Origin of the sequence: Aminobacter sp. BE322 (assembly GCF_050433525.1) — a bacterium.
GTDB lineage: Bacteria > Pseudomonadota > Alphaproteobacteria > Rhizobiales > Rhizobiaceae > Aminobacter.
On record NZ_JBNPXB010000015.1, the window covers coordinates 34,787 to 56,801 of the forward strand.

General features: G+C 66.7%; 21 protein-coding genes. 6 read left to right on the forward strand and 15 right to left on the reverse strand.

Annotated features, from left to right (window positions below):
- Positions 1-13: 13 nt before the first annotated feature.
- Positions 14-1,384 carry a cytochrome P450 gene (locus tag J2X50_RS18995; protein ID WP_429097359.1) on the reverse strand — a complete coding sequence of 457 codons (1,371 nt, stop codon included), beginning with the start codon at positions 1,382-1,384 and terminating at the stop codon, positions 14-16.
- 67 nt (positions 1,385-1,451) lie between these two features.
- Complete coding sequence (locus tag J2X50_RS19000; RefSeq protein ID WP_429097360.1) at positions 1,452-1,856, reverse strand: ester cyclase; 405 nt, start codon at positions 1,854-1,856, stop codon at positions 1,452-1,454.
- 150 nt (positions 1,857-2,006) lie between these two features.
- Between J2X50_RS19000 and J2X50_RS19005 the strand changes: the two genes are divergently transcribed.
- The 5 genes from J2X50_RS19005 to map all read left to right on the forward strand — a co-directional run bounded on the left by J2X50_RS19005 (position 2,007) and on the right by map (position 7,490).
- Positions 2,007-2,912 carry a LysR family transcriptional regulator gene (locus tag J2X50_RS19005; protein ID WP_429097362.1) on the forward strand — a complete coding sequence of 302 codons (906 nt, stop codon included), beginning with the start codon at positions 2,007-2,009 and terminating at the stop codon, positions 2,910-2,912.
- A gap of 96 nt (positions 2,913-3,008) precedes the next feature.
- The gene (locus J2X50_RS19010) at positions 3,009-3,578 is read left to right on the forward strand and encodes an NADPH-dependent FMN reductase (protein ID WP_429097364.1); all 570 of its coding nucleotides are present in this window, start codon (positions 3,009-3,011) and stop codon (positions 3,576-3,578) included.
- Between the two features lie 269 nt (positions 3,579-3,847).
- On the forward strand, positions 3,848-6,295 hold the full coding sequence (gene gyrB / locus J2X50_RS19015; RefSeq protein ID WP_429097366.1) for a DNA topoisomerase (ATP-hydrolyzing) subunit B: 2,448 nt from the start codon (positions 3,848-3,850) through the stop codon (positions 6,293-6,295).
- Between the two features lie 209 nt (positions 6,296-6,504).
- The gene (locus J2X50_RS19020; RefSeq protein WP_429097368.1) at positions 6,505-6,717 is read left to right on the forward strand and encodes a ParD-like family protein; all 213 of its coding nucleotides are present in this window, start codon (positions 6,505-6,507) and stop codon (positions 6,715-6,717) included.
- Positions 6,714-7,490: a type I methionyl aminopeptidase gene (map, locus tag J2X50_RS19025; RefSeq protein WP_429097369.1), complete on the forward strand. Its 777-nt coding sequence runs from the start codon at positions 6,714-6,716 to the stop codon at positions 7,488-7,490. Before J2X50_RS19020 ends, map begins: the two co-directional genes overlap by 4 nt.
- A gap of 25 nt (positions 7,491-7,515) precedes the next feature.
- Here the strand turns inward: map and J2X50_RS19030 are convergent, their stop codons facing one another.
- From J2X50_RS19030 to ubiE, 13 genes are all read right to left on the reverse strand, one after another.
- Positions 7,516-8,208, reverse strand: coding sequence for a response regulator (locus J2X50_RS19030; protein ID WP_429097371.1), 693 nt, complete (start codon positions 8,206-8,208; stop codon positions 7,516-7,518).
- Positions 8,205-10,913, reverse strand: a complete 2,709-nt coding sequence (locus tag J2X50_RS19035) for a DUF4118 domain-containing protein (RefSeq protein WP_429097373.1) — start codon at positions 10,911-10,913, stop codon at positions 8,205-8,207. Before J2X50_RS19035 ends, J2X50_RS19030 begins: the two co-directional genes overlap by 4 nt.
- A 63-nt stretch (positions 10,914-10,976) precedes the next feature.
- A complete protein-coding gene (gene kdpC / locus J2X50_RS19040) occupies positions 10,977-11,546 on the reverse strand; it encodes a potassium-transporting ATPase subunit KdpC (protein ID WP_429097374.1) in 570 nt (189 codons plus the stop codon).
- A gap of 11 nt (positions 11,547-11,557) precedes the next feature.
- Positions 11,558-13,630: a potassium-transporting ATPase subunit KdpB gene (kdpB, locus tag J2X50_RS19045; RefSeq protein ID WP_429097375.1), complete on the reverse strand. Its 2,073-nt coding sequence runs from the start codon at positions 13,628-13,630 to the stop codon at positions 11,558-11,560.
- A 32-nt stretch (positions 13,631-13,662) separates the two neighbouring features.
- On the reverse strand, positions 13,663-15,366 hold the full coding sequence (kdpA, locus tag J2X50_RS19050) for a potassium-transporting ATPase subunit KdpA (protein ID WP_429097376.1): 1,704 nt from the start codon (positions 15,364-15,366) through the stop codon (positions 13,663-13,665).
- A 34-nt stretch (positions 15,367-15,400) separates the two neighbouring features.
- Positions 15,401-15,490 (reverse strand): K(+)-transporting ATPase subunit F, encoded by a 90-nt coding sequence (gene kdpF, locus J2X50_RS19055; RefSeq protein ID WP_340036012.1) that lies wholly within the window; start codon positions 15,488-15,490, stop codon positions 15,401-15,403.
- A gap of 11 nt (positions 15,491-15,501) precedes the next feature.
- Positions 15,502-15,636 carry a hypothetical protein gene (locus J2X50_RS19060; protein WP_429097378.1) on the reverse strand — a complete coding sequence of 45 codons (135 nt, stop codon included), beginning with the start codon at positions 15,634-15,636 and terminating at the stop codon, positions 15,502-15,504.
- Positions 15,637-15,845: 209 nt separating this feature from the next.
- Positions 15,846-16,451, reverse strand: coding sequence for a glutathione transferase GstA (gene gstA, locus J2X50_RS19065; RefSeq protein WP_429097380.1), 606 nt, complete (start codon positions 16,449-16,451; stop codon positions 15,846-15,848).
- A 105-nt stretch (positions 16,452-16,556) separates the two neighbouring features.
- The gene (coaBC, locus tag J2X50_RS19070) at positions 16,557-17,774 is read right to left on the reverse strand and encodes a bifunctional phosphopantothenoylcysteine decarboxylase/phosphopantothenate--cysteine ligase CoaBC (RefSeq protein WP_429097381.1); all 1,218 of its coding nucleotides are present in this window, start codon (positions 17,772-17,774) and stop codon (positions 16,557-16,559) included.
- A gap of 18 nt (positions 17,775-17,792) precedes the next feature.
- Positions 17,793-18,194 (reverse strand): type II toxin-antitoxin system VapC family toxin, encoded by a 402-nt coding sequence (locus J2X50_RS19075; RefSeq protein ID WP_429097383.1) that lies wholly within the window; start codon positions 18,192-18,194, stop codon positions 17,793-17,795.
- Complete coding sequence (locus tag J2X50_RS19080; RefSeq protein WP_429097385.1) at positions 18,191-18,448, reverse strand: FitA-like ribbon-helix-helix domain-containing protein; 258 nt, start codon at positions 18,446-18,448, stop codon at positions 18,191-18,193. Before J2X50_RS19080 ends, J2X50_RS19075 begins: the two co-directional genes overlap by 4 nt.
- 83 nt (positions 18,449-18,531) lie before the next feature.
- A complete protein-coding gene (gene ubiB / locus J2X50_RS19085) occupies positions 18,532-20,106 on the reverse strand; it encodes a 2-polyprenylphenol 6-hydroxylase (RefSeq protein WP_429097387.1) in 1,575 nt (524 codons plus the stop codon).
- Positions 20,107-20,119: 13 nt separating this feature from the next.
- Complete coding sequence (ubiE, locus tag J2X50_RS19090) at positions 20,120-20,896, reverse strand: bifunctional demethylmenaquinone methyltransferase/2-methoxy-6-polyprenyl-1,4-benzoquinol methylase UbiE (RefSeq protein ID WP_429097389.1); 777 nt, start codon at positions 20,894-20,896, stop codon at positions 20,120-20,122.
- Between the two features lie 110 nt (positions 20,897-21,006).
- Between ubiE and J2X50_RS19095 the strand changes: the two genes are divergently transcribed.
- Positions 21,007-21,981: an adenosine deaminase gene (locus J2X50_RS19095; protein WP_429097391.1), complete on the forward strand. Its 975-nt coding sequence runs from the start codon at positions 21,007-21,009 to the stop codon at positions 21,979-21,981.
- Positions 21,982-22,015: the final 34 nt, after the last annotated feature.

Below are 22,015 nucleotides of genomic sequence, written 5' to 3' on the forward strand. Positions count from 1 at the left end.
CCGCCTCGCAGGCTCAGCGCCTGGTCACCCGCATCGGCAGGCCGCCCTGCGGCTGGGTGGTGAGCTTCTGCACCGGCCAGGGCTTGGTCTCGGGCAGGACGTCGAAGCGGTAGCGCGACAACAGGATGGCGAGCGCGATGATCGCCTCCTGCATGGCGAAGCTCGCGCCGATGCAGACGCGCGGGCCGGCGCCGAAAGGCAGGTACTGGTAGCGGTCGATCCTGTCCCGGTTCTCGGGATGGAAGCGCTCGGGCAAGAACGCCTCGGGCCGGTCCCACAGCTTGCGATGGCGGTGGACAGTCCAGGGCATGACCAGCACCTGGGCTTTCCTCGGGATCTTCAGCCCCTTGTACTCGTCGTCGGCGATCGGCTCGCGGTTGATCGACGGCGCCGGCGGATAGAGCCGGAGCGCCTCCTCGAAGGCGGCGCGGGTGAGCGGCATGGCGTCGAGCCATTTCACCGGGTCCGGCTCGTGGGCCAGCACCGCGTCGACCTCGCGCTCGATGCGCTCGCGCTCCCAGGTCGCTTCGGCGAGGCAGTAGATGGTCCAGCCGAGCGCGCGGGCCGTGGTTTCGTGGCCGGCGCCGATGAAGGTGATGATGTTGTCCTCGATCTCCTGGCGCGAGAGGCCGTCGGGGCCTTCGGCGCGGAGCAAGAGGGTCAAAAAGTCCTGCGGGGCGCCGGCGGGATCGCGGGCCAGCCTATCGCTGCGCATCGCCACCGTGTCGGTGACGATCTTGCGGAAATAGGCCATGGTCTTGCGGCCGCGGATGCGGGTGATGCGCGGCAGCCATTCGGGCGCGCGCAGCAGGTCGAGCGGGTCGACGCGGCCCATGGTCTCGAACAGCCGGTCGATCTCGTGGCCGAAGCTGCCCGCCTCGCCGGCGATCTCGCCGGAGAACAGCGTCTCGGCGAGAATCTCGTAGGTGAGCATGGTCATGTCCTGGGCGACATCGACCGGGCCGGCGGCTTCGTCGTAGCGTTTGACGAAGTCGAGGGTGCGGGCAAGCATCGGCCGGGCGAAGCCGAAGATGTTGCGCGGGGTGAAGACCGGCGCCATGGCCTTGCGCGAGCGCTTCCAGACGTCGCCCTCGGCCGTCAGCAACCCGTCGCGCAGGATGGGGCGCAGGATCATCTGGCGGACGGTCGCCATCTTGTAGTTCTTGGCGTTGTCGACCAGCACGTGGCGGATGAGGCCGGGATCGTTGGCGATGACCAGCGGGCCGCCGATGCCCGACACCGAGATCCAGGGTTCGTTATAGGAGGGCTCGCCCCACAGCTCGAGCGGGTTGCGGTAGACGATGCGCATCATCTCCAGCGTCGACGGCGGCGTGGCACGCGGTATCGGCGCGGGCGGCACGAAGGGGGCTGGATTGGTGTCCATGGACGGCTCCGCTTGTTCCTACAATGTAGTAACGCGACAAGCGGGCGTCCATGCGGCCGAACGGCACTCAGGCGCTCCAGCCGAGCTGGCGGGCCTGATGGCCGCTGTCGCGGATGCCCCAGCGCCGGGTGATGCGGCCGTCGGCGACGGTGAACCATTCGATCGCCGTCAGCTCGAAGCTCCTGCCGGTGGCCGGCATGCCGCGGAAGGGGGCCACCGCCTTGCCGGTCTCGCGGAAGCGGACGACGACGTTGTCGCCCTCCTCGACCATGTCGAGGACCTCGAGGCGCATCGCCAGGCAATCGTGCAGCTCGCGCCAGATCGGCAGGGCAAAGTCGAGCGTGCCGTGCCCGAGCACGCCATGGATGACGGCGTCGGGTGCGAACAGGGAAGCGAGAGCAGGAAAATCGCCCGAATTCATCGCCTCGACATAGGCGCGGACGACGGTCTTGGCGGGGGTCTGGTTCAGCATGACGGGCTCCAGGGGAGGATGGCACGGGGGAAGACACGGGCGCGTTCCGGCTCCCGGGATCGTGCGGGTTCGGGGCGGTCTATCGCGACGGCGCGTCGCCGGGCAATTGCGCCACTTGCAGAACGGTTCTGCGAAAGTGCAGGATAGGCGATGTTCGACTGGAACGATTTGCGCTACCTGATCGCCACCGCCCGCCACGGCTCGACGCTGAAGGCGGCGGCAACCATCGGCGTCAACCAGACAACGGTGGCGCGGCGCATCAAGGCGCTGGAGGACGCGCTCGGCATCGAGCTGTTCCACCGCCGGCAGTCGGGCTACAGCGTGACCGAGGAGGGGCGCGCCGTGCTCGACCTGGCGAGAGCCGCCGAGGAGGCTGCGGCGCGGCTCGAGGAAAAGGTCGCGGCGCGCAAGCGGGCACTCTCGGGCAGGGTCAGGATCACCGGCACCGAGCTGACCGCGCGCCTGCTGCTGGCGCCCGCCATTTCCCGGTTGCGCGCGGCCTATCCCGAAATCGCAACCGAGATCATCGCCACAGACAGCCGCCTCGACCTCGGCAAGGGCGAAGCCGACATCGCCCTTCGCGCCGGCGGTGCCGACGAGCGCGACGACATCGTGCGGCGCAGGCTGCCGGATTCGGTGTGGGCGATCTACTTGGCCAGGTCGCTGGCCGGGACCGCCGGGATGCCCGAAAACGAGGCGGACATCGCCCGCTTCCCCGTCATCGCCGGCGAAGGCGCGATCCAGGCCGCCGGACCGGTGGCGCTCCTGGAAAAGCGGGCCGATCCGGCACGGATCGCGCTGCGCTCCAACTCGCTGCCGGGACTGCTCGCCGCCGCCGAAGCCGGGCTCGGGCTCGCCGCCCTGCCCGCGATTGCCGCGCATGGCTCGACCGAACTGGTGCGATGCGAAGCGCTGGGCAGCTTTCCAAGCCCGTTCTGGCTGTGCTGGCACGAGAGCCGGCGCAACGACCCGCTGATCCGCAGCGTGGCCGATTTCCTCGCGGCCGAGATCGCCGAGAAGAAGGCGCTGATTACCGGCCCGATTACCGGAACGTGATCCAGTTACCGAAAGGTGCCTTCTTGCAACTGGATGGTTCCGGCGCCTATGTCTCGCTGGTCACCATTGGATACCTGCCCACCAAGGACTGAAATCTTGAAACACCAGCTCAATATCATCGTGGCCAGCACCCGCCCCGGCCGCGTCGGACCCGTTTTCGCCCGCTGGTTCGAGGCCTATGTGCGCGAGCACGGCAAGTTCGAACCCGTCATCACCGACATCGAGGCCTTCGGCCTGCCGATGTTCGACGAGCCCAAGCACCCGAGGCTCGGCCAGTACGAGAACGAACACACGAAGAAATGGTCCGAGGCGATCAAGGCCGGCGACGCCTTCGTGTTCGTGACGCCGGAATACAACTTCTTCGCTGCGCCCGCACTGGTCAACGCCGTCAACTATTTGGCGCGCGAGTGGAACTACAAGCCGGCCGGCTTCCTGAGCTATGGCGGCGTCTCCGCCGGCCTGCGCGCCGTGCAGTCGGAAAAGATGCTGCTGACGACGCTGAAGATCATGCCGATCCCCGAGGCGATCGCGATTCCCGCCTTCGCGCAGCACCTCGACGAGGAGGGCGAGTTCAAGGCCAACGACCTGGTCAAGGACAGCGCCAGGACGATGCTGGACGAACTGCATCGCTGGAGCGAGGCGCTGAGGCCGCTCAGGGCTGCCTGACTGCTCTGCATGACAACGGGGCGGCGACAGCCGCCCCGCACCGATCTGGGCTGCCGACGGTCCCGAGTGGCGATGGGCACGTTTCGAAGGCTCGCAACCGCCGCCCGCACAGCGGCGGCGGCGGCTCGCCAAAGCCCGTTATCCCCGCCCAAAACCCCCGTAAAACTTGGAAAAGTCACACTTAACCCCTATATCTCGGGGACTAGTGGGCGTGCGATTCGGGGCCGATTCTGCCGCGTCCTTCCGCGGCAGTCAGACGAAAGATCTTCATGAGCGACCAGTCCGAGAACCTTCCCGGCGCCCAGGCCGAGTACGGCGCAGATTCCATCAAGGTTTTGAAGGGCTTGGATGCCGTCCGCAAGCGCCCCGGCATGTATATCGGCGACACCGACGACGGCTCGGGCCTGCATCACATGGTCTATGAGGTGGTCGACAACGCCATCGACGAGGCGCTGGCCGGGCATGCGACGCTGGTGACGGTGACGCTGAACCCCGACGGCTCGTGCACGGTGACCGACAACGGCCGCGGCATTCCGACCGACATCCATCCCTCGGAAGGCGTTTCCGCCGCCGAGGTGATCATGACCCAGCTGCATGCCGGCGGCAAGTTCGACCAGAACTCCTATAAGGTTTCGGGCGGCCTGCACGGCGTCGGCGTGTCGGTGGTCAATGCGCTGTCGGTGTGGCTGAAGCTCAAGATCCGCCGCAAGGGCGAGGTCCACGAGATGACCTTCAGCCACGGCAATGCCGTTGCGCCGCTGAAGGTGATCGGCCAGGCCGGCGACGAGACCGGCACGGAAGTGACCTTCCTGCCCTCGCCCGACACCTTCACCATGGTGGAGTTCGACTACAACACGCTGGAACACCGCCTGCGCGAGTTGGCCTTCCTGAATTCCGGCGTGCGCATCGTGCTGTCGGACAAGCGCCATGCGGACGTGAAGGTGCAGGAACTGCTCTATGACGGCGGGCTGATCGAGTTCGTGAAGTATCTCGACCGCGCCAAGAAGCCGCTGATCGAGAAGCCGATCGCCATCAAGGCCGAGCGTGACGGCATCACCGTCGAAGTGGCGATGTGGTGGAACGACAGCTACCACGAGAACGTGCTGGCCTTCACCAACAACATCCCGCAGCGCGACGGCGGTACCCACCTCGCCGGCTTCCGTGGAGCGTTGACGCGCCAGGTGACCGGCTATGCCGAAAGCTCCGGCCTGACCAAGAAGGAAAAGGTCACGCTGACCGGCGACGACTGCCGCGAAGGCCTGACCGCCGTGCTGTCGGTGAAGGTGCCGGACCCGAAGTTCTCGTCGCAGACCAAGGACAAGCTGGTGTCGTCGGAAGTGCGCCCGGTGGTCGAAAGCCTGGTCAACGAGGCGCTCGGCACCTGGCTGGAAGAGCATCCCTCCGAAGGCAAGACGCTGGTGGGCAAGGTGGTGGAAGCCGCCGCCGCCCGCGAGGCGGCGCGCAAGGCGCGCGAGCTGACCCGCCGCAAGGGCGTGCTCGACATCACGTCTTTGCCGGGCAAGCTGGCCGACTGCCAGGAGCGCGATCCAGCCAAGTCCGAAATCTTCATCGTCGAGGGCGACTCGGCAGGCGGCTCGGCCAAGAGCGGCCGGTCGCGCCAGAACCAGGCGATCCTGCCGCTGCGCGGCAAGATCCTGAACGTCGAGCGCGCCCGCTTCGACCGCATGCTGTCGTCGGACATGATCGGCACGCTGATCACCGCGCTCGGCACCTCGATCGGCAAGGACGAGTTCAACGCCGACAAGCTGCGCTACCACAAGATCATCATCATGACCGACGCCGACGTCGACGGCGCCCACATCCGTACGCTGCTGCTGACGTTCTTCTTCCGCCAGATGCCGGAGCTGATCGAGCGCGGGCACCTCTATATCGCCCAGCCGCCGCTCTACAAGGTGACGCGCGGCAAGAGCTCGCAATACCTGAAGGACGAGAGCGCCTTCGAGGACTACCTGGTCGATGTCGGCCTGGACGAGGCGTCGCTGACGCTCGCCAACGGCGAGGTGCGCGTCGGCCAGGACCTGCGCACGGCGGTGTCCGACGCGCTCGGCGTGCGCACGCTGATGGACGGGCTGCACACGCGCTATTCGCGCCCCGTGGTCGAGCAGGCGGCGATCGCCGGCGCACTCAACCCGGACATCTTCAGCGATCTCGGCCGCGCCAAGGACATGGCCGAAGCCATCGCCAAGCGCCTCGACCTGATCTCCGAGGACATCGAGCGCGGCTGGAGCGGCGAGGTGTCGACATCCAACGAAGGCCCCGGCGGCTATGTCTTCAAGCGCACGCTGCGCGGCGTGACCGAGCATGTGCAGCTCGACATGGCCCTGATCAACTCGGCCGACGCGCGCGCGCTCGACCGCTATGCGGCGCGCCTCGGCGAGGTCTACAACCAGCCGCCGGTGCTGCGCCGCAAGGAGAACTCGGAAACCCTGGCGGGGCCGCTCGCGCTGCTCGACGCCGTGTTTGCCTCGGGCCGCAAGGGCCTGACCATGCAGCGCTACAAGGGCCTCGGCGAGATGAACGCCGAGCAGCTGTGGGAGACCACGCTGGACCCGAACGTGCGCTCGCTGCTCAAGGTGCAAGTGACCGATGCGACCGACGCCGACTCGCTGTTCGCCCGCCTGATGGGCGACGAAGTGGAGCCGCGCCGCGACTTCATCCAGGAGAACGCGCTGAGCGTCGCCAACCTGGACGTCTGATCGCGGCAGATCGACTTGTTGCACCTCGCCTCCTTCGCGCCGCGAAGGGGGCGATTGTGTTTTCCGAGGTGCGGTGGGTTCGCGCTCGAGACAGCGGCGCGCTCCCATGGACCATCGGTGGGCAAACCATCTCGAACAGAGGTGTCTTCAGCGCGGCTCTTGGCAACTCCATATACGTTCTATATATGAACCATATATGGAGAACCCAAATGGGCATTGTGAACATAGACGATGAGCTGCACGAGCAGCTGCGCAGGGCGAGCAAGGTGTCTTGCCGGTCGATCAACGCGCAGGCCGCCTTCTGGATCAAGGTCGGCATGCTGTGCGAGACCAATCCGACGCTGAGCTTCAACGAGATCATGGAGCGCGAGCTGAGCCTGGCCGGCGTTTCGGCGCCATCGCTGGCGGCGATCCAGGCATGATCAAGCGGCCAGAGGAGCTGCTGCTGCTGGCCGAGTCCGGCAGGCTGCTGGCGCAGGTGTTCGCGCTCCTGGATCGCACCTCGCTCGAAGGCAGGTCGACGCTCGAGATCAACGAAATGGTCGAACGGTTCATCGTCGGCGACCTTCAGGCACGGCCGGCAAGCAAGGGGCAGTACGGCTATGGCTTCGTGCTGAACTCGTCGCTGAACGAGGTCGTCTGCCACGGCATTCCATCGCAATCGGACGTGCTGAAGGCCGGCGATATCGTCAACTTCGACGTCACGCTGGAGAAGAACGGCTACATCGCCGATTCCAGCAAGACCTATCTGGTCGGCGCGGTGCACCAAGCCGCCCGGAGGCTGGTCGAGGCCACGCACGAGGCCCTGTGGCAGGGCATCAGGACGGTTCGCCCCGGCGCCACGCTCGGCGACATCGGCTGGGCGATCGAGCGCCATGCCAAGCGGAGCGGCTATTCGGTGGTGCACGATTTTTGCGGCCACGGCATCGGACGCGAGATGCACGAGGAACCGGAGGTCCTGCACTATGGCAAGCCGGGCACCGGGCTGACGCTGCGCGAGGGCATGGTGTTCACCATCGAGCCGATGCTCAATCGCGGCCGGCGGAGCGTGCGGACCGAAGCCGACGGCTGGACCGTGGTGACGCGGGACGGCTCGCTTTCGGCGCAATTCGAGCACACCGTCGCTGTGACGGCGTCGGGCGTCGACGTGCTGACGTTGCGGCCCGACGAGATGGAGAGATACGCTTCGCTCTGATGCCGCTGCCCGTTCCGGGATCGCGCTAATCGGCCTCGCGCAGGCGGTAGCCGACGCCGGTCTCGGTGGTGATGTATTGCGGCTCGTCGGGGGTCTTTTCGATCTTCTGGCGAAGCTGGCGGACATAGACCCTGAGATACTGCACGTCGGCCGAGCCGCCCCAGACATGCTCGAGCAGGAAGCGGTGGGTGAGCACCTTGCCGGCGTGCTGCACCAGCGCGCGCAGGATGTCGTATTCCTTGGGCGACAGCTTCACCTCCTGACCGGCGACCTTGACGATGCGCTTGACCAGGTCGACCGACAGCTCGCCGGTCTGGAACACCGGCTTTTCGCCCTGCTGCTGCAGGCGGTGGCGGAGCGCGGTGCGGATGCGGGCGATGAGCTCGTTCATGCCGAAGGGTTTTGTGACGTAGTCGTCGGCGCCGAGTTCCAGCGCCTTGACGATGCCGGCCTCGTCGGTGCGGCTCGACAGGATGATGACGGGCACCTGAACGCCCTCCGCCCGCCAGGCGGCGAGCAGGTCGTGGCCGGCCATATCGGGCAGGCCGAGATCGAGCAGGACGAGATCCGGCTGCTCCGCCCTGGCAATGGCAAGCGCCGCCTTGGCGGCGGGTGCCTCGAATATGGCATAGCCCTGGGTGCCAAGGCCTACGCGCAGGAGCTTGCGGATCGGCGGTTCGTCGTCGACGACGAGTATCTTCACGGCGGCGCTGGTCATGCCAATCCTTCGAGCTTCGATGCCTCTCCCGGTACCGGCATGGTGATGGTGAAGACCGCGCCCGGCCGGTCGCCCCGGTTGGAGGCGACGATCGTGCCGCCCATGGCCTCGACGAAGCCGCGGCAGATCGACAGGCCGAGGCCGGTGCCGGCGCGGACATGGTCGCCCTTGCGCACCCGATAGAACGTATCGAAGATCCGTTCCAGATCGGCCTGCGGGATGCCGGGGCCCTCATCCATCACCTGGATGACCACCGAGCCATGGTCGGACCAGCCGCGAATGCGGATGAGCGAGCCCTCGGGCGCGTATTTGGCGGCATTGTCGAGCAGGTTGAACAGCACCTGTTCGAACAGCACGGGGTCGATCTTGAGCATCGGCAGCTCGGCCGGCATGTCGACCTCGGTCCGGTGCCGGGCGGTGATCTTGGCGGCGCGGCGCAGGGCCGAGCCGACGATATCGCCGGCAAAATGCAGCGCGTAATTGGGCTCCATCGCGCCCGACTCGATCTTGGTCATGTCGAGCAGGTTGGCGATGAAGCGGTTGAGACGCTCGGACTCGTCGACCACGGTCGAGACCAGCTCCACCCTGCCCTCCTCCGGCAGCGAGCCGCCGAAGTCACGCAACGCACCCGCCGCCCCCATTATGCCGGCAAGCGGCGTCTTGAGGTCGTGCGAGATCGAAGTGAGCAGCGCCGAGCGCAATCGGTCGGCCTCGACGGCGAGGCGGGCGCGGTCGACGTCGGCGACGAGTTGAATACGCTCGATGGCGACGGCCGCCTGGTCTGCCAGCGCGTCGAACAGGCGTTGCTGCTCGGGGGTCAGGATCGGACCCTGGCGATCGTTGTCGAGGCCGACGACGCCGACGGCCATGCGGCCGGTGCGCAGCGGCAGATAGAGGCGCTTGGCGCCCGGCAAGGTGTCGGCGCCGCGTCCGGCGGCCCGGTTGTGCTCCCAGGCCCATTTGGCGGCGGCGATGTCGGCGTCGACCAACGTGTCGTCAGGCGGATAGCCGGCTTTGACCGCGATGGTGCCGTCCTCCGGCAGCAACAGCACGACGCGCACCTTAAGCATCGAGGCGATCTGGAAGGCCGTGGCCCAGAGCACGTCGTCGAGCGTGCCGGTGCCGGCGAGCTTCTTCGAAAACAGATAGAGGTCTTCCGTCATGCGCGCCCGCTCGCGGGCGGCGGCGGCCTGGCGCTGGACGCGGCCGGTGAGATTCGACGCGATCACCGCGACGACGAGGAAGAAGATCAGGGCGACCACGCTTTCGGGGTCGGCGATGGTCAGCGTGTAGAGCGGCGGCAGGAAGAAGAAATTGTAGGCGAGCGAACTCAGCACCGAGGCGTAGAGCGCCGGCCACAGGCCGAGCGTGACCGCCGAAGTGAGCACCGCCATCAGGAAGACGAGCGCGATGGAGCGGACGTCGAGGAAGGTGTCGAGGGCGAAGCCGAAGGCGAGCGCGCCGGTCACATGCAACGTCGCCACCAGATAGGGCCGGGGGTCGAGGCCGCGCCGCTGAGCGGCGGTCCTGACGTCGCGGGCGGCGAGCGCCGCGTCCTGCTCGGCGCCAGAGGTGACGTGGACGGAGATGTTGCCGGCCTGGCGGATCAGGTCGTGGGTGACGGAGCCCTCGAACAGCTCTCGCCAGCGCGGCTTGGACGGCTTGCCGATGACGATGTGGGTGAAGTTGTGGGTGCCGGCGTGGCGGACGATGTCCTCGGCCACCGACTGGCCGGGAATGGTCACCGCCTCACCGCCGAGCTGTTCGGCCAGCCGCATGGTAGCGGCGAGCCGGTCCTTGTCGGCGTCGCCCAGATTGGCCGAGCGCGAGGTCTCGACGTGGAGCGCTGCCCAGGGGCAGCGCAGCCGGTCGGCCTGGCGGCGGGCGAAGCGCACGAGCGAGGCGCTGCGCGGATGCTCGTCGACGGCGACCAGCACGCGGTCGCCGGCGGCCCACGGCCCCTCGATGGCATGGGCCTGCATGTGGGTGAGCAGCTGCTCGTCGACGCGCTGGGCGGTGCGGCGCAGGGCGAGTTCGCGCAGCGCGGTCAGGTTGCCGGGCGAAAAATAGTTCTCGATGGCCCGGCGTGCCGTGGTCGGCACGTAGACCTTGCCCTCGTGCAGCCGCTTGATCAGGTCGTCGGGCGTGAGGTCGATGATCTCGACGTCGTCGGCGCGGTCGATGATGACGTCGGGCACCGTCTCGCGCACGGTGATGCGCGTGATCTGGGCGACGACGTCGTTGAGGCTCTCGACATGCTGGATGTTGAGCGTGGTGTAGACGTCGATGCCCTGGGACAGCAATTCCTGGACGTCGAGATAGCGCTTGGGATGGCGGCTGCCGGGAGCGTTGGAGTGGGCGAGCTCGTCGACCAGCACCAGCTTCGGCCGGCGCGCGATGATGGCGTCGAGGTCCATCTCGTCCAGCGCGCGGCCCTTGTAGTCGACCGCCTTGCGCGGGATGACCTCGAAGCCCTCGACAAGCGCCTGGGTCTCGCGACGGCCATGGGTCTCGACCACGCCGATGACGACGTCGGTGCCGTCGCCGAGCCGGGCGCGGCCCGACATCAGCATCTCGTAGGTCTTGCCGACGCCGGGGGCAGCACCGAGGAATATCTTCAGACGGCCGCGGGTTTCGCGGGCGGCTGTCTCGAGCAGCGCGTCCGGCGAAGGCCTGGCTTCCTTGTCCCTGATATCGTCTGGCATCTATGCCTGCATGTGTCGGTGCGCCGGAGTTTCTTACAGTGTTAGAACCCCGGCGCGAAGTTGTCAGCGCGCAATCGCGGCGTCGAGGGCAAGGTTGAGCTTGAGCACGTTGACCACGGGCTCGCCCATGAAGCCGAGCTTGCGGCCCTCGACGTGGCTGTCGACGAGATTGCGGACGAAGGCCGGATCGGCGCCGCGCGCCTTGGCGACACGGGCGACCTGGAAATAGGCCGCCTCGGGCGAGACGTGCGGGTCGAGGCCGCTGCCGGAGGCGGTGACCATCTCGATGGGCACGGGCGCACCCGGATCGGTCTGCTTCAGCTTCTCGGCATCGGCCTTGATGCGGTCGATCAGCTTGGCGCTGGTCGGGCCGAGGTTGGAGCCGGAGGAGGCGGCGGCATTGTAGCCGTCGCCCGCGGCCGACGGGCGGCCGTGGAAGTAGCGGTCGCCGGTGAAGGCCTGGCCGATCAGCTCGGAGCCGATGACCTTGCCGTCCTTCTCGATCAGGCTGCCGTTGGCCTGTTTGGGGAACAGCACCTGGGCGATGCCGGTCATGCCGAGCGGATAGGCGAGGCCGGTGATGGCGGTGAGCGCTACGATCATGACGAGCGCGGGTCTGAGTTGCTTCAGCATTGGAGACGTCCTTATGCGAGGCCGATGGCGGTGATCGCCATGTCGATGGCCTTGATGCCGATGAAGGGCACGACGATGCCGCCGAGGCCGTAGACCAGCATGTTGCGGCGGAGCAGCGAGGCGGCACCGACGGCGCGGTACTTCACGCCGCGCAGCGACAGCGGGATGAGCGCCACGATGATCAGCGCGTTGAAGATGATGGCCGACAGGATGGCGCTCTGCGGGGTGGAAAGCCCCATGACGTTGAGCGCGCCGAGCTGCGGGTAGAAGGCCAGGAACATCGCCGGGATGATGGCGAAATACTTGGCGATGTCGTTGGCGATCGAAAACGTGGTGAGCGCGCCGCGGGTCATCAGCAGCTGCTTGCCGATCTCGACGATCTCGATGAGCTTGGTGGGATCGCTGTCGAGGTCGACCATGTTGCCGGCTTCACGCGCTGCGACCGTGCCGGTGTTCATAGCCACGCCGACATCGGCCTGGGCAAGTGCTGGCGCATCGTTGGTGCCGTCGCCGCACATGGCGACCAGCTTGCCCTTGGCCTGCTCCTCGCGGATCAGCGCCAGCTTGTTCTCGGGCGTCGCCTGGGCAAGGAAGTCGTCGACGCCGGCTTCGGCGGCGATCGCCGCGGCCGTCATCGGGTTGTCGCCCGTGATCATGACGGTGCGGATGCCCATGCGGCGCAGCTCGGTGAAACGCTCCTTGATACCGCCCTTGACGATGTCCTTGAGGTAGATGACGCCGAGCAGGCGGGCATCGCGGACAACGGCGAGCGGGGTGCCGCCGAGCTTGGCGATCTCGTCCGAGATAGCCTGGATGTTGCGCACGGCCTCGCTGTCGGCCGGCGCGCCCGAGGCGGACGCAGCGATCGACCTGACATGGGCGAGCACCGAATCCACCGCACCCTTGCGGATGGAGGAGCCGTCGAAATCGACGCCGCTCATCCGGCTCTGGGCGGTGAAGGGCACGAAATGGGCGTGCAGCGAACCCATGTCGCGAGCGCGGATGCCGTAACGCTCCTTGGCAAGCACGACGATGGAGCGGCCTTCCGGCGTCTCGTCGGCGAGCGAGGCGAGCTGGGCGGCGTCGGCCAGTTCCTGCTCGGAGACACCCTTGACCGGACGGAACTCGGTGGCCTGGCGGTTGCCGAGGGTGATGGTGCCGGTCTTGTCGAGCAAGAGCGTGTCGACGTCGCCGGCGGCCTCGACGGCGCGGCCGGACATGGCGAGCACGTTGAAGCGGACGAGACGGTCCATGCCGGCGATGCCGATGGCCGACAGCAGCGCGCCGATGGTGGTGGGGATCAGCGTCACGAACAACGCGACCAGCACGATGACCGGGATGTAGCCGCCGGCATAGGTGGCGAAGCTCGGGATGGTGGCGACGGCCAGCACGAAGATGAGGGTCATGCCGGCGAGCAGGATGTTGAGCGCGATCTCGTTGGGCGTCTTCTGGCGCTCGGCGCCCTCGACCAGCGAGATCATGCGGTCGAGGAAGGTCGAGCCGGCGGCGGCGGTGATGCGGACGCGGATCCAGTCCGACAGCACCTGGGTGCCGCCGGTGACGGCCGAACGGTCGCCGCCGGATTCGCGGATGACGGGGGCGGATTCACCGGTGATGGCCGCCTCGTTGACCGACGCCACACCCTCGATGACCTCGCCGTCGGACGGGATGATGTCGCCGGCCTCGACCAGGACGACCTGACCTACCTTGAGGCTGGTGCCCGGCACCAGCTTCCACGAGGTGGTGCTATCACCCTCAAGCAGCTTGGCCTGGGTTTCGGTGCGCGCCTTGCGCAGCGAGTCGGCCTGGGCCTTGCCGCGGCCTTCGGCGACGGCCTCGGCGAAGTTGGCGAACAGCACGGTGAACCAGAGCCAGAGGATGATCTGGAACGAGAAGCCGAGGTTGCCGGTGCCGCTGACGAGGTCCTTGACGAACAGCACGGTGGTGAGAGCCGAGACGACCGCGACGACGAACATCACCGGGTTGCGGGCCAGGCTGCGCGGGTCGAGCTTCCTGAAGGCATCGCCGATCGCCGGGAGAAGGATGCGAGCGTCGAGCAGGCTCGCGGATTTGTGGGTGCTCATTTTGAGACTCCGTATTTTCTAGCGGCGCTGCTTCAGAAGACCTGGCCGACGATCATGGCGAGATGTTCGACGATCGGGCCGACAGCGAGCGCCGGAAAGAAGGTGAGGCCACCGACGATGAGGATGACGCCTGCCAGCAGGCCGACGAACAGGGTCGTGTCGGTCGGGAAGGTACCGGCCGAGGCGGGCACGGTCTTCTTGGCGACCAGCGAGCCGGCGATGGCGAGTGCCGGGATGATGACCAGGAAGCGGCCCATCAGCATGGCGAGGCCGATGGTGACGTTGTACCAGGGCGTGTTGCCGGTGAGGCCGCCGAAGGCCGATCCGTTGTTGGCCGCGCCCGAGGTATAGGCATAGAGGATCTCGGAGAAGCCGTGCGGTCCGGGCGTGCCGATGGATGCCACCGCACTGGGCAGCAGAACGGCGATTGCCGTGAAGCCGAGCATGGCGAGCGGCAGGCACAGGATGGCGAGCACGGCCATCTTGACCTCCTTGGCCTCGATCTTCTTGCCGAGATATTCGGGCGTGCGGCCGACCATCAGGCCGGCGACGAAGATGGCGATGACGACGAACATCAGGATGCCGTAGAAACCGGCGCCGACGCCGCCGACGATGACTTCGCCGAGTTCCATGTTGATGAGCGGGATCATGCCGCCGAGCGCGGTGAACGAGCCGTGCATGGCGTTGACCGCGCCACAGGACGCAGCCGTGGTGACGATGGCGAAGAGCGACGACAAGACGATGCCGAAGCGGACCTCCTTGCCTTCCATGTTGCCGCCGTCGATGCCGAGCGCCTGGACGAGCGGGTTGCCGGCGGCCTCGGCCCAGTAGGTGAAGGCGACGCCCGCGACGAACAGGATGCCCATGGTGGCGAAGATCGCCCAGCCCTGGCGCTGGTTGCCGACCATGCGGCCGAAGACGTTGGTGAATGCGGCACCGATGGCGAAGATCGACACCATCTGGAGGAAGTTCGAGATCGCGTCGGGGTTTTCGAACGGATGCGCCGAGTTGGCGTTGAAGAAGCCGCCGCCATTGGTGCCGAGCATCTTTATGGCGAGCTGCGAGGCGACAGGCCCGAGCGCGATGGTCTGCTCAGCGCCCTCGACGGTGGTGGCGGTGACGTAGGCGCCGATCGTCTGCGGCACGCCGAGCCAGACATAGGCGAGCGTGAGCACGATACAGAGCGGCAGGAGCACGTAGAGCGTGGCGCGCGTCAGGTCGACCCAGAAATTGCCGATCGACTTGCCCGAGGCGCGGGCGAAGCCGCGGATCAGCGCCATGCCTATGGCGATGCCGGTGGCGGCGGAGACGAAGTTCTGCACCGTCAGGCCGGCCATCTGCACCAGGTAGGACATGGTGCTTTCGCCGCCATAGTTCTGCCAGTTGGTGTTGGTGACGAAGCTGACGGCGGTGTTGAACGACAGCTCCGGCGGGACGGCAGTCATGCCGGCCGGATTGAACGGCAGGTCGCCCTGGAGGCGCTGTAAAAGGTAGAGCAGCAGGAAGCCCGCGACGTTGAAGGCGAGCATGGCCGCGGCATAGCCGGTCCAGTGCTGGTCCTCGCGCTCGCTGGTGCCGGCGAGGCCGTAGAGCAGGCGCTCGACCGGGCCAAGGACAGTGGTGAGGAAGGTGCGCTCGCCGCTGAAGACGCGGTACATGTAGCCGCCGAGCGGCTTCACGAGCAGAATGATGACCCCGCAGAAGACGAGGATCTGTAGCCAGCCATTGATGGTCATGAGAAAAGCTTTCCGAACATGCGCGGGACGGTCTTCAGAACCGTTCGGGGCGGATGAGCGCGTAGGTCAGGTAGGCGAGCAGGAACACGGTCACGCCGCCGCCGAGAATGTAGTCGAACAACATCGAACGCTCCCTCAGAGGATGTCGCAGGCTTTGACGTAGGCGAAGCACATGGCGAAGAAGAAGACGCCTATGGCGAGTACGAAGATGTCCATCTCCGTGGTCCTTTCCTGAAATCGTCCCGGCAGGCGGGCGTTGGATCGATGCACGACACGGCGACGCCAGCGATGCGGGCGTCGTCGGCAGAACTGTCGATGTCAGGGAGGAATCTGGGGCCGAACCGCATTAAGGTTCGAGAGAGCGGCGCCCTGAAAGAAATAGGAATTGCATAAAGAAAACGGCCCTCGGGCGGATGCCGGAGGGCCGTCTTGTCGTCAGGTTCGGAACCGCCGCGTCAGCCGCGGCAGATCGGCAGGGATCAGGCCAGGCCTTCGGCGCGCAGCGCCTTCTGCACGGCCGGGCGGGCCGCCACGGTGCCGAGATAGCGCTGGATGTTGGCGAAGGACGAAAGGTCGATGCCGACATGCCGGGCCCAGCCGAGAATCGTCCAGAGGTAGGCATCGGCAGCGGTGAACACGTCGCCCATCAGATAGGCGCGGCCTTCGAGCTTGCCGTCGACATAGGCGAGGCGCCTGGCGAGCAGCTCGCGGTTGATCTCCTTGGTCGCCTCGGGCGTGTTGGGCTTGAAGAAGGCGCCGAAGACCTTGTGCAGCTCGGTGGCGACGAAGGCCAGCCACTGCTGGACGCGATAGCGCGCCATGTCGCCGGCCTTGGGCATCAGGCCGCTCTCGGGTTTCTGGTCGGCGAGGTACTGCACCAGGACCGAGGATTCGGTCATCAGCTCGCCGTCGCCGAGGACCAGCGCCGGCACGTAGCCGTTGGGGTTGGTGGCGAGGAAGTCCTGCTGGGTTTCGGTGGTCTTGGTCTTGCCGTCGACCTTGACGAGTTCGAGGTCGATGCCGGCCTCGTTGGCGACGATGTGCGGGGCCAGCGAGCAGGCGCCGGGCATGTAGAAAAGCTTCATTTCCGAGGGAACTCCAGATGGTGGGGGGCCCTTCCCTCGCACGCGCGGGCGAAGCGGCCAAGACACCAACCTGTGAACACTATGTTTTCACAGGCGAAACACCGCTCAGACAGTGATCGTCCTTAGCTTCTCGGCAATCAGCTGGGCAAGCCGCTCGGCGACCTCTTCCTTGGGCAAATCGGGCCATTCGTCGACGCCGGCCGGGCTCACGATCTTCACGCGGTTGCGGTCGCCGCCCATGACGCCGCCCTCGTGGCTGACATCGTTGGCGACGATGAAGTCGGCGCCCTTCTTGGCCAACTTGGCCTGTGCGTTCTTGAGCACGTCCTGGGTTTCCGCGGCGAAGCCGACGACCAGATAGGGACGCTTGGCGTGGTGGCCGACGCCGGCGAGAATGTCGGGGTTCTCGACCATCTGCAGCGCAGGCGGCCCCTCGCCCGCCACCTTCTTGATCTTCTCGCCGGCGGAAGCGGCGGCGCGCCAGTCGGCGACTGCGGCGACGAAGACGGCGGCATCGGCCGGCAGCAGCTGTTCGACGGCATCGCGCATCTCGCGCGCGCTCTCGACATGCACGGTCTTCACCCCGGCGGGATCGGCAATGGTGACCGGGCCGGAGACGAGCCGCACGTCGGCGCCGAGCCGGGCGAGCGAGGCGGCGAGCGCGTGGCCCTGCTTGCCCGAGGAGCGGTTGGCGATATAGCGCACGGGGTCGATGGGCTCGTGCGTCGGTCCGGAGGTGATGATGATCTTGCGACCCGACAGCGGCTTGGGCCGGGCGTCGAGCAGCTCCTCGACGGCACCGACGATCTGCAGCGGCTCGGCCATGCGGCCTTCGCCGGCCTCGTTGCTCTCGGCCATCTCGCCCTTCATCGGGCCGATGAAATGGACGCCATCCTTTTCGAGGGTGGCGCGGTTGCGGCGCGTCGCCGGATGCGACCACATCTTCGGGTTCATGGCCGGCGCGAACAGCACCTTCTTGTCGGTGGCGAGCAGCACGGCGGAAGCGAGGTCGGAGGCGTGGCCGTTGGCGAGCTTGGCCATCAGGTCGGCGGTGGCGGGCGCGACCACGATCAGGTCGGCCTCGCGCGCCAGCCTGATGTGGCCGACGTCCTGCTCGTCCTGGCGGTCGAAGAGATCGGTGAAGACGTGGTCGGCGGTGAGCGCGCCGACCGACAGCGGCGTGATGAACTCCTGGGCGGCAGACGTCATGATCGCCCGCACCGAGGCGCCGCGCTCGCGCAGGCGGCGGATCAGGTCGAGCGACTTGTAGGCCGCGATGCCGCCGCCGATGATGAGCAGGATGCGCTTGCCGGAAAGGAACATGCCAGGTCCGCCGTGGTCTCAGGCCGGCTTGAGTGCCGGTTCGATGTCGGTATGGATGAAATCGTCGCCTTTGAAAAGCAAAGGGACTTTTCGGGTCTTGGCGAGTGCGTAGGCGAAGCAGTCGCCGAAGTTGAGATTGGCCGGATGCGCCGAACCTCGGCCAAAGCGGCGATGCGCGGCAACCGCGGCGTCGGCAAGATCGCGATCGAAGGCGACGATGTCGAACTGCAGGGCCTGCGCAAGCCGCTGCAGCCGGGACAACCCATCCGATCCGAGCTTGTTCGACACGACGATTCCCGTCTCGGCCCATGTCGGCGCGCATACGAGGACCGGCGAGCCATACATGAGCCGCGCGACATCTGCCGCCTCGGGCTCTGCCGCAAGGAAGGCAAACAAGGCCGAAGTGTCGACGGCGATCATCGGCGATCGGCCTCGTAGAGGTAATCCCAAACCTCGTCCTGCGCCTTTTTGGAATCGATTGGCCGGGCGGGCTTGCGGGACAGGCTCATGATCTCGTCGAAAGAGACATTGAGCAGGCGACGGTTGCCGTTCCTGACATCCCGGGTGATGAGGTCCCGCACCTCCTGCTCCATCGACACGCCGCGTGCGGCGGCGCGGGTGCGCAGTTCCTGCTTCACGTCGTCGTCGAGGTTGCGGATGGTCAGCGTGCCCATGGCATGGCTCCTATCTCACAGAAGATAGCGCCGAAGCGTGATGCATTCAATGACAGCATTGCTAGCAATGCTGTCATGCCACCTCAGAGCAGCTTCCAGGCGATAAAGAGCAGGGTCAGCGCGATCACCCAGAGCGCGATGCGGCCGGAGCGGGTGTGCCGCGCCTCGGCCTTGCCGATGGCGTGGGCGGTGGCCTGGTCGAAGCGCAGGCCATTCTCGGCCATGGCGTCGATCTCGCGCGACAGGCGCTCGGCGCGGGCCGAGAGGTCGGGTGCCTGGCGCGCCAACGAAAGCAGCGCGCCGAGGCCGTCGCGGGCGTCGATCAGCAGGCCGCGCGGGCCGAGATTGCCGGCGATCCAGTGGCCGACCACCGGCTCGGCGGTCTTCCACATGTTGAAGGCGGGATCGAGCGAGCGGGCGACGCCCTCGACCACGACCATGGTCTTCTGCAGCAGCACCAGTTCCGGCCGCGTCTCCATGTCGAACAGCTCGGTGACCTCGAACAAGAGGGTCAGGAGCTTGGCCATGGAGATGGTTTCGGCCGGCTGGCCGTGGATCGGCTCGCCGATGGCGCGGATGGCCTGGGCGAAGGCCGCGACGTCGTGCCTGCGCGGCACGTAGCCGGCCTCGAAATGCACCTCGGCGACGCGGGTATAGTCGCGGGTGATGAAGCCGTAGAGGATCTCGGCGAGGAAACGGCGCTCCTTCTTGCCGAGGCGGCCCGAGATGCCGAGGTCGACGGCGACGATCTCGCCCTTGGCGTCGACGAACATGTTGCCCGGGTGCATGTCGGCATGGAAGAAGCCGTCGCGCAGCGTGTGGCGCAGGAAGGATTGCACCAGCGTCGCGGCAATTGCCTTCAGGTCGTGGTTGGCGGCGCGCAGGCCTTCGATGTCGTTGAGCTTGATGCCGTCGATCCACTCCATGGTGAGCACGTCGCGGCCGGTGCGCTCCCAGTCGATCGACGGCACGCGGAAGCCCGGATCCTCCTTGGTATTCTCGCCGAGTTCGGAATAGGCGGCGGCCTCGAGGCGGAAATCCATCTCGACCTTGGTGGTCTGGGCCAGGGTCTCGGTGACCTGGACCGGGCGCAGGCGGCGGCTCGACGGGATGTAGCGTTCCTGCAGCCTGGCGGCGAGGAAATAGCTTTCGAGATCCTGGAAGAAGCGCTTGCGCACGCCGGGCCGGATGACCTTGACCGCGACCTTGCGGACGCCGTCGGCGGTCGCCACCTCGGCCGGATGGACCTGGGCGATGGAGGCGGCGGCGACCGGCTCGCCGATCCGGACATAGAGGTCCTCGACCTTGCGGCCGAGCGAACCCTCGATGGCGGAAACGGCTTCCGGCATCGGGAAGGTCGCCATGCTGTCCTGAAGCAGTGCCAGGTCGAGCGCGATCTCGTCGCCGACGACGTCTGGACGGGTGGCCAGGAACTGGCCGAGCTTGACGTAGGACGGGCCGAGACGGGCGATGGCGTTGGCAAGGCGGTCGCTGCGCTGCTTGGTGCGGGCGCGGCGACGGGTCAACAGCTTCGCCACCCGCCAGCCGAACCTGGGCAGGCCGTCGAGCTGGTCGCCCGGCAATGCCGCGACCACGCCCTCGCGCACCATGATCCAGCCGGCGCGGGCGAGCCGGAAAGACGCCCCGATACTGCTCATCGTGCGCCGTCCGTCAAAGCTTCCAGCCCGAATGCAGGGCCGCGATGCCGCCGGTATAGTTGCGGAAGGAGACGCGATCGAATCCGGCGCGGGTCATCATCGCGGCAAAATTCTGCTGATTGGGGAATTTGCGGATCGATTCGACCAGATAGGAATAGGGCTCGGCTTCGCCGGTGACGACCTGGCCGATGCGCGGAATGGCGTTGAACGACCAGGCCTCGTAGACGCGGTCGAGCAGCGGCATGTCGACCTCGGAGAACTCGAGGACCATGATGCGGCCGCCCGGCTTGAGCACGCGCCAGGCTTCGGTGAGCGCGACGTCGATGCGCGGCACGTTGCGGATGCCGAAGGCGACCGTGTAGGCGTCGAAGGTCTCGTCGGCGAAGGGCAGTTCCTCGGCATTGGCCTCGACGAAGTCGGCCTGGCCGGCAAGTCCGCGCTTTTCGGCCCGCTCGCGGCCGACGGCCAGCATCGAGCCGTTGATGTCGAGCACGGTGGCGTGCGCGTTGCCGTGCGAGGCATCGATGATGCGGAAGGCGATGTCGCCGGTGCCGCCGGCCACGTCGAGGACCTTCCAGCCGGGGCGACGCGGCGGATTGAGCCAGGCCACCATGCCATCCTTCCAGACCCGGTGCAGGCCGCCCGACATCAGGTCGTTCATCAGGTCGTAGCGGTTGGCGACCTTGTGAAAGACCTCGTTGACCAGGCCCTGCTTCTCGGCCGCGCCGACATTGCGGAAACCATACGAAGTTTCCATGCCGCCGACGGCCGTCGTCCGTTGTTCTGACATTTTCTTGTCCAATCAAATCCGGCGGGACCATAGCCGATCACACCAGCCGGCGCTATTGTCTGAGGCGCGGTTTTCAGCCGCGCCCGCGCCGAGAGGACGAGGAATAACATATGCCATTGAAAGCCGAGCTGCACTGCCACATAGAAGGCGCGGCCGCTCCCGAACTCGTAATCCGCCAGGCGCAGAAATACGGCAAGGATCACTCTCCCTTCATCCAGAACGGCTCTTTCGTGTGGAACGATTTCACCTCGTTCCTCGCCGCCTATGACTTCGCCGCCGACCTGTTCCGCACCGAAGAGGATTATGCCCGGCTTTCCGAGCACTACCTGACCAGCCTCGCCCGCGACGGGGCGATCTATTCCGAGGTATTCACCTCGCCGGACCACGCCATCAAGGCGGGGCTCACGCCCAAGGCCTACACCGACGCGCTGGGCGAAGGCATGGAGCGGGCCAAGGCCAAGACCGGCATCGAGGGCCGCATGATCGTCACCGGCGTGCGCCATGTCGGGGTCGATTCGATCGAGGCGGCGGCGCGTTTTGCCGCCAAATGCGACCATCCGCTGGTGACCGGCTTCGGCGTCGCCGGCGACGAGCGCATGGGCGACTTCGAGGACTATGTTCGCGCCTTCGAGATTGCCCGCGAGGCGGGGCTGGGCATCACCATCCATGCCGGCGAACTCCTGGGCTGGGAAAGCGTTGCGGCCGCGCTCGACCATATCCGCCCCTCGCGCATCGGCCACGGCGTTCGTGCCATCGAGAACCCCGACCTGGTCAGGCGCATCGCCGACGAGGGCATCGTGCTCGAGGTCTGCCCAGGTTCGAACATCGCGCTCAAGGTGTTCGACAGCTTCGCCGAGCATCCCTTCACGCGGCTGCGCAGCGCCGGCTGCAAGGTGACGCTGAACTCGGACGACCCGCCCTATTTCTGGACCAGCCTGAAGCGCGAATACGACATCGCCGCCGAGCATTTCGGCATGGACGAGAAGGCGCTCGCGGCCACGACCCGCACCGCGATCGAGGCGGCGTTCGTCGACCGGAAGACCAAATCGGCCCTGCTGGCCAAACTGGATGGCCAGAAACGCTGATTTCGGCCGACAAAACTGTGGTTCGAGGCAGGCA

Bases quoted from the DNA above. Each gene is read 5' to 3' on its own strand.
- J2X50_RS18995 (WP_429097359.1), bottom strand. From the start codon at position 1,384: ATGGACACCAATCCAGCCCCCTTCGTGCCGCCCGCGCCGATACCGCGT.
- J2X50_RS19000 (WP_429097360.1), bottom strand. From the start codon at position 1,856: ATGCTGAACCAGACCCCCGCCAAGACCGTCGTCCGCGCCTATGTCGAG.
- J2X50_RS19005 (WP_429097362.1), top strand. From the start codon at position 2,007: ATGTTCGACTGGAACGATTTGCGCTACCTGATCGCCACCGCCCGCCAC.
- gyrB (WP_429097366.1), top strand. From the start codon at position 3,848: ATGAGCGACCAGTCCGAGAACCTTCCCGGCGCCCAGGCCGAGTACGGC.
- J2X50_RS19020 (WP_429097368.1), top strand. From the start codon at position 6,505: ATGGGCATTGTGAACATAGACGATGAGCTGCACGAGCAGCTGCGCAGG.
- map (WP_429097369.1), top strand. From the start codon at position 6,714: ATGATCAAGCGGCCAGAGGAGCTGCTGCTGCTGGCCGAGTCCGGCAGG.
- J2X50_RS19030 (WP_429097371.1), bottom strand. From the start codon at position 8,208: ATGACCAGCGCCGCCGTGAAGATACTCGTCGTCGACGACGAACCGCCG.
- J2X50_RS19035 (WP_429097373.1), bottom strand. From the start codon at position 10,913: ATGCCAGACGATATCAGGGACAAGGAAGCCAGGCCTTCGCCGGACGCG.
- kdpC (WP_429097374.1), bottom strand. From the start codon at position 11,546: ATGCTGAAGCAACTCAGACCCGCGCTCGTCATGATCGTAGCGCTCACC.
- kdpB (WP_429097375.1), bottom strand. From the start codon at position 13,630: ATGAGCACCCACAAATCCGCGAGCCTGCTCGACGCTCGCATCCTTCTC.
- kdpA (WP_429097376.1), bottom strand. From the start codon at position 15,366: ATGACCATCAATGGCTGGCTACAGATCCTCGTCTTCTGCGGGGTCATC.
- kdpF (WP_340036012.1), bottom strand. From the start codon at position 15,490: ATGTTGTTCGACTACATTCTCGGCGGCGGCGTGACCGTGTTCCTGCTC.
- gstA (WP_429097380.1), bottom strand. From the start codon at position 16,451: ATGAAGCTTTTCTACATGCCCGGCGCCTGCTCGCTGGCCCCGCACATC.
- coaBC (WP_429097381.1), bottom strand. From the start codon at position 17,774: ATGTTCCTTTCCGGCAAGCGCATCCTGCTCATCATCGGCGGCGGCATC.
- J2X50_RS19075 (WP_429097383.1), bottom strand. From the start codon at position 18,194: ATGATCGCCGTCGACACTTCGGCCTTGTTTGCCTTCCTTGCGGCAGAG.
- J2X50_RS19080 (WP_429097385.1), bottom strand. From the start codon at position 18,448: ATGGGCACGCTGACCATCCGCAACCTCGACGACGACGTGAAGCAGGAA.
- ubiB (WP_429097387.1), bottom strand. From the start codon at position 20,106: ATGAGCAGTATCGGGGCGTCTTTCCGGCTCGCCCGCGCCGGCTGGATC.
- ubiE (WP_429097389.1), bottom strand. From the start codon at position 20,896: ATGTCAGAACAACGGACGACGGCCGTCGGCGGCATGGAAACTTCGTAT.
- J2X50_RS19095 (WP_429097391.1), top strand. From the start codon at position 21,007: ATGCCATTGAAAGCCGAGCTGCACTGCCACATAGAAGGCGCGGCCGCT.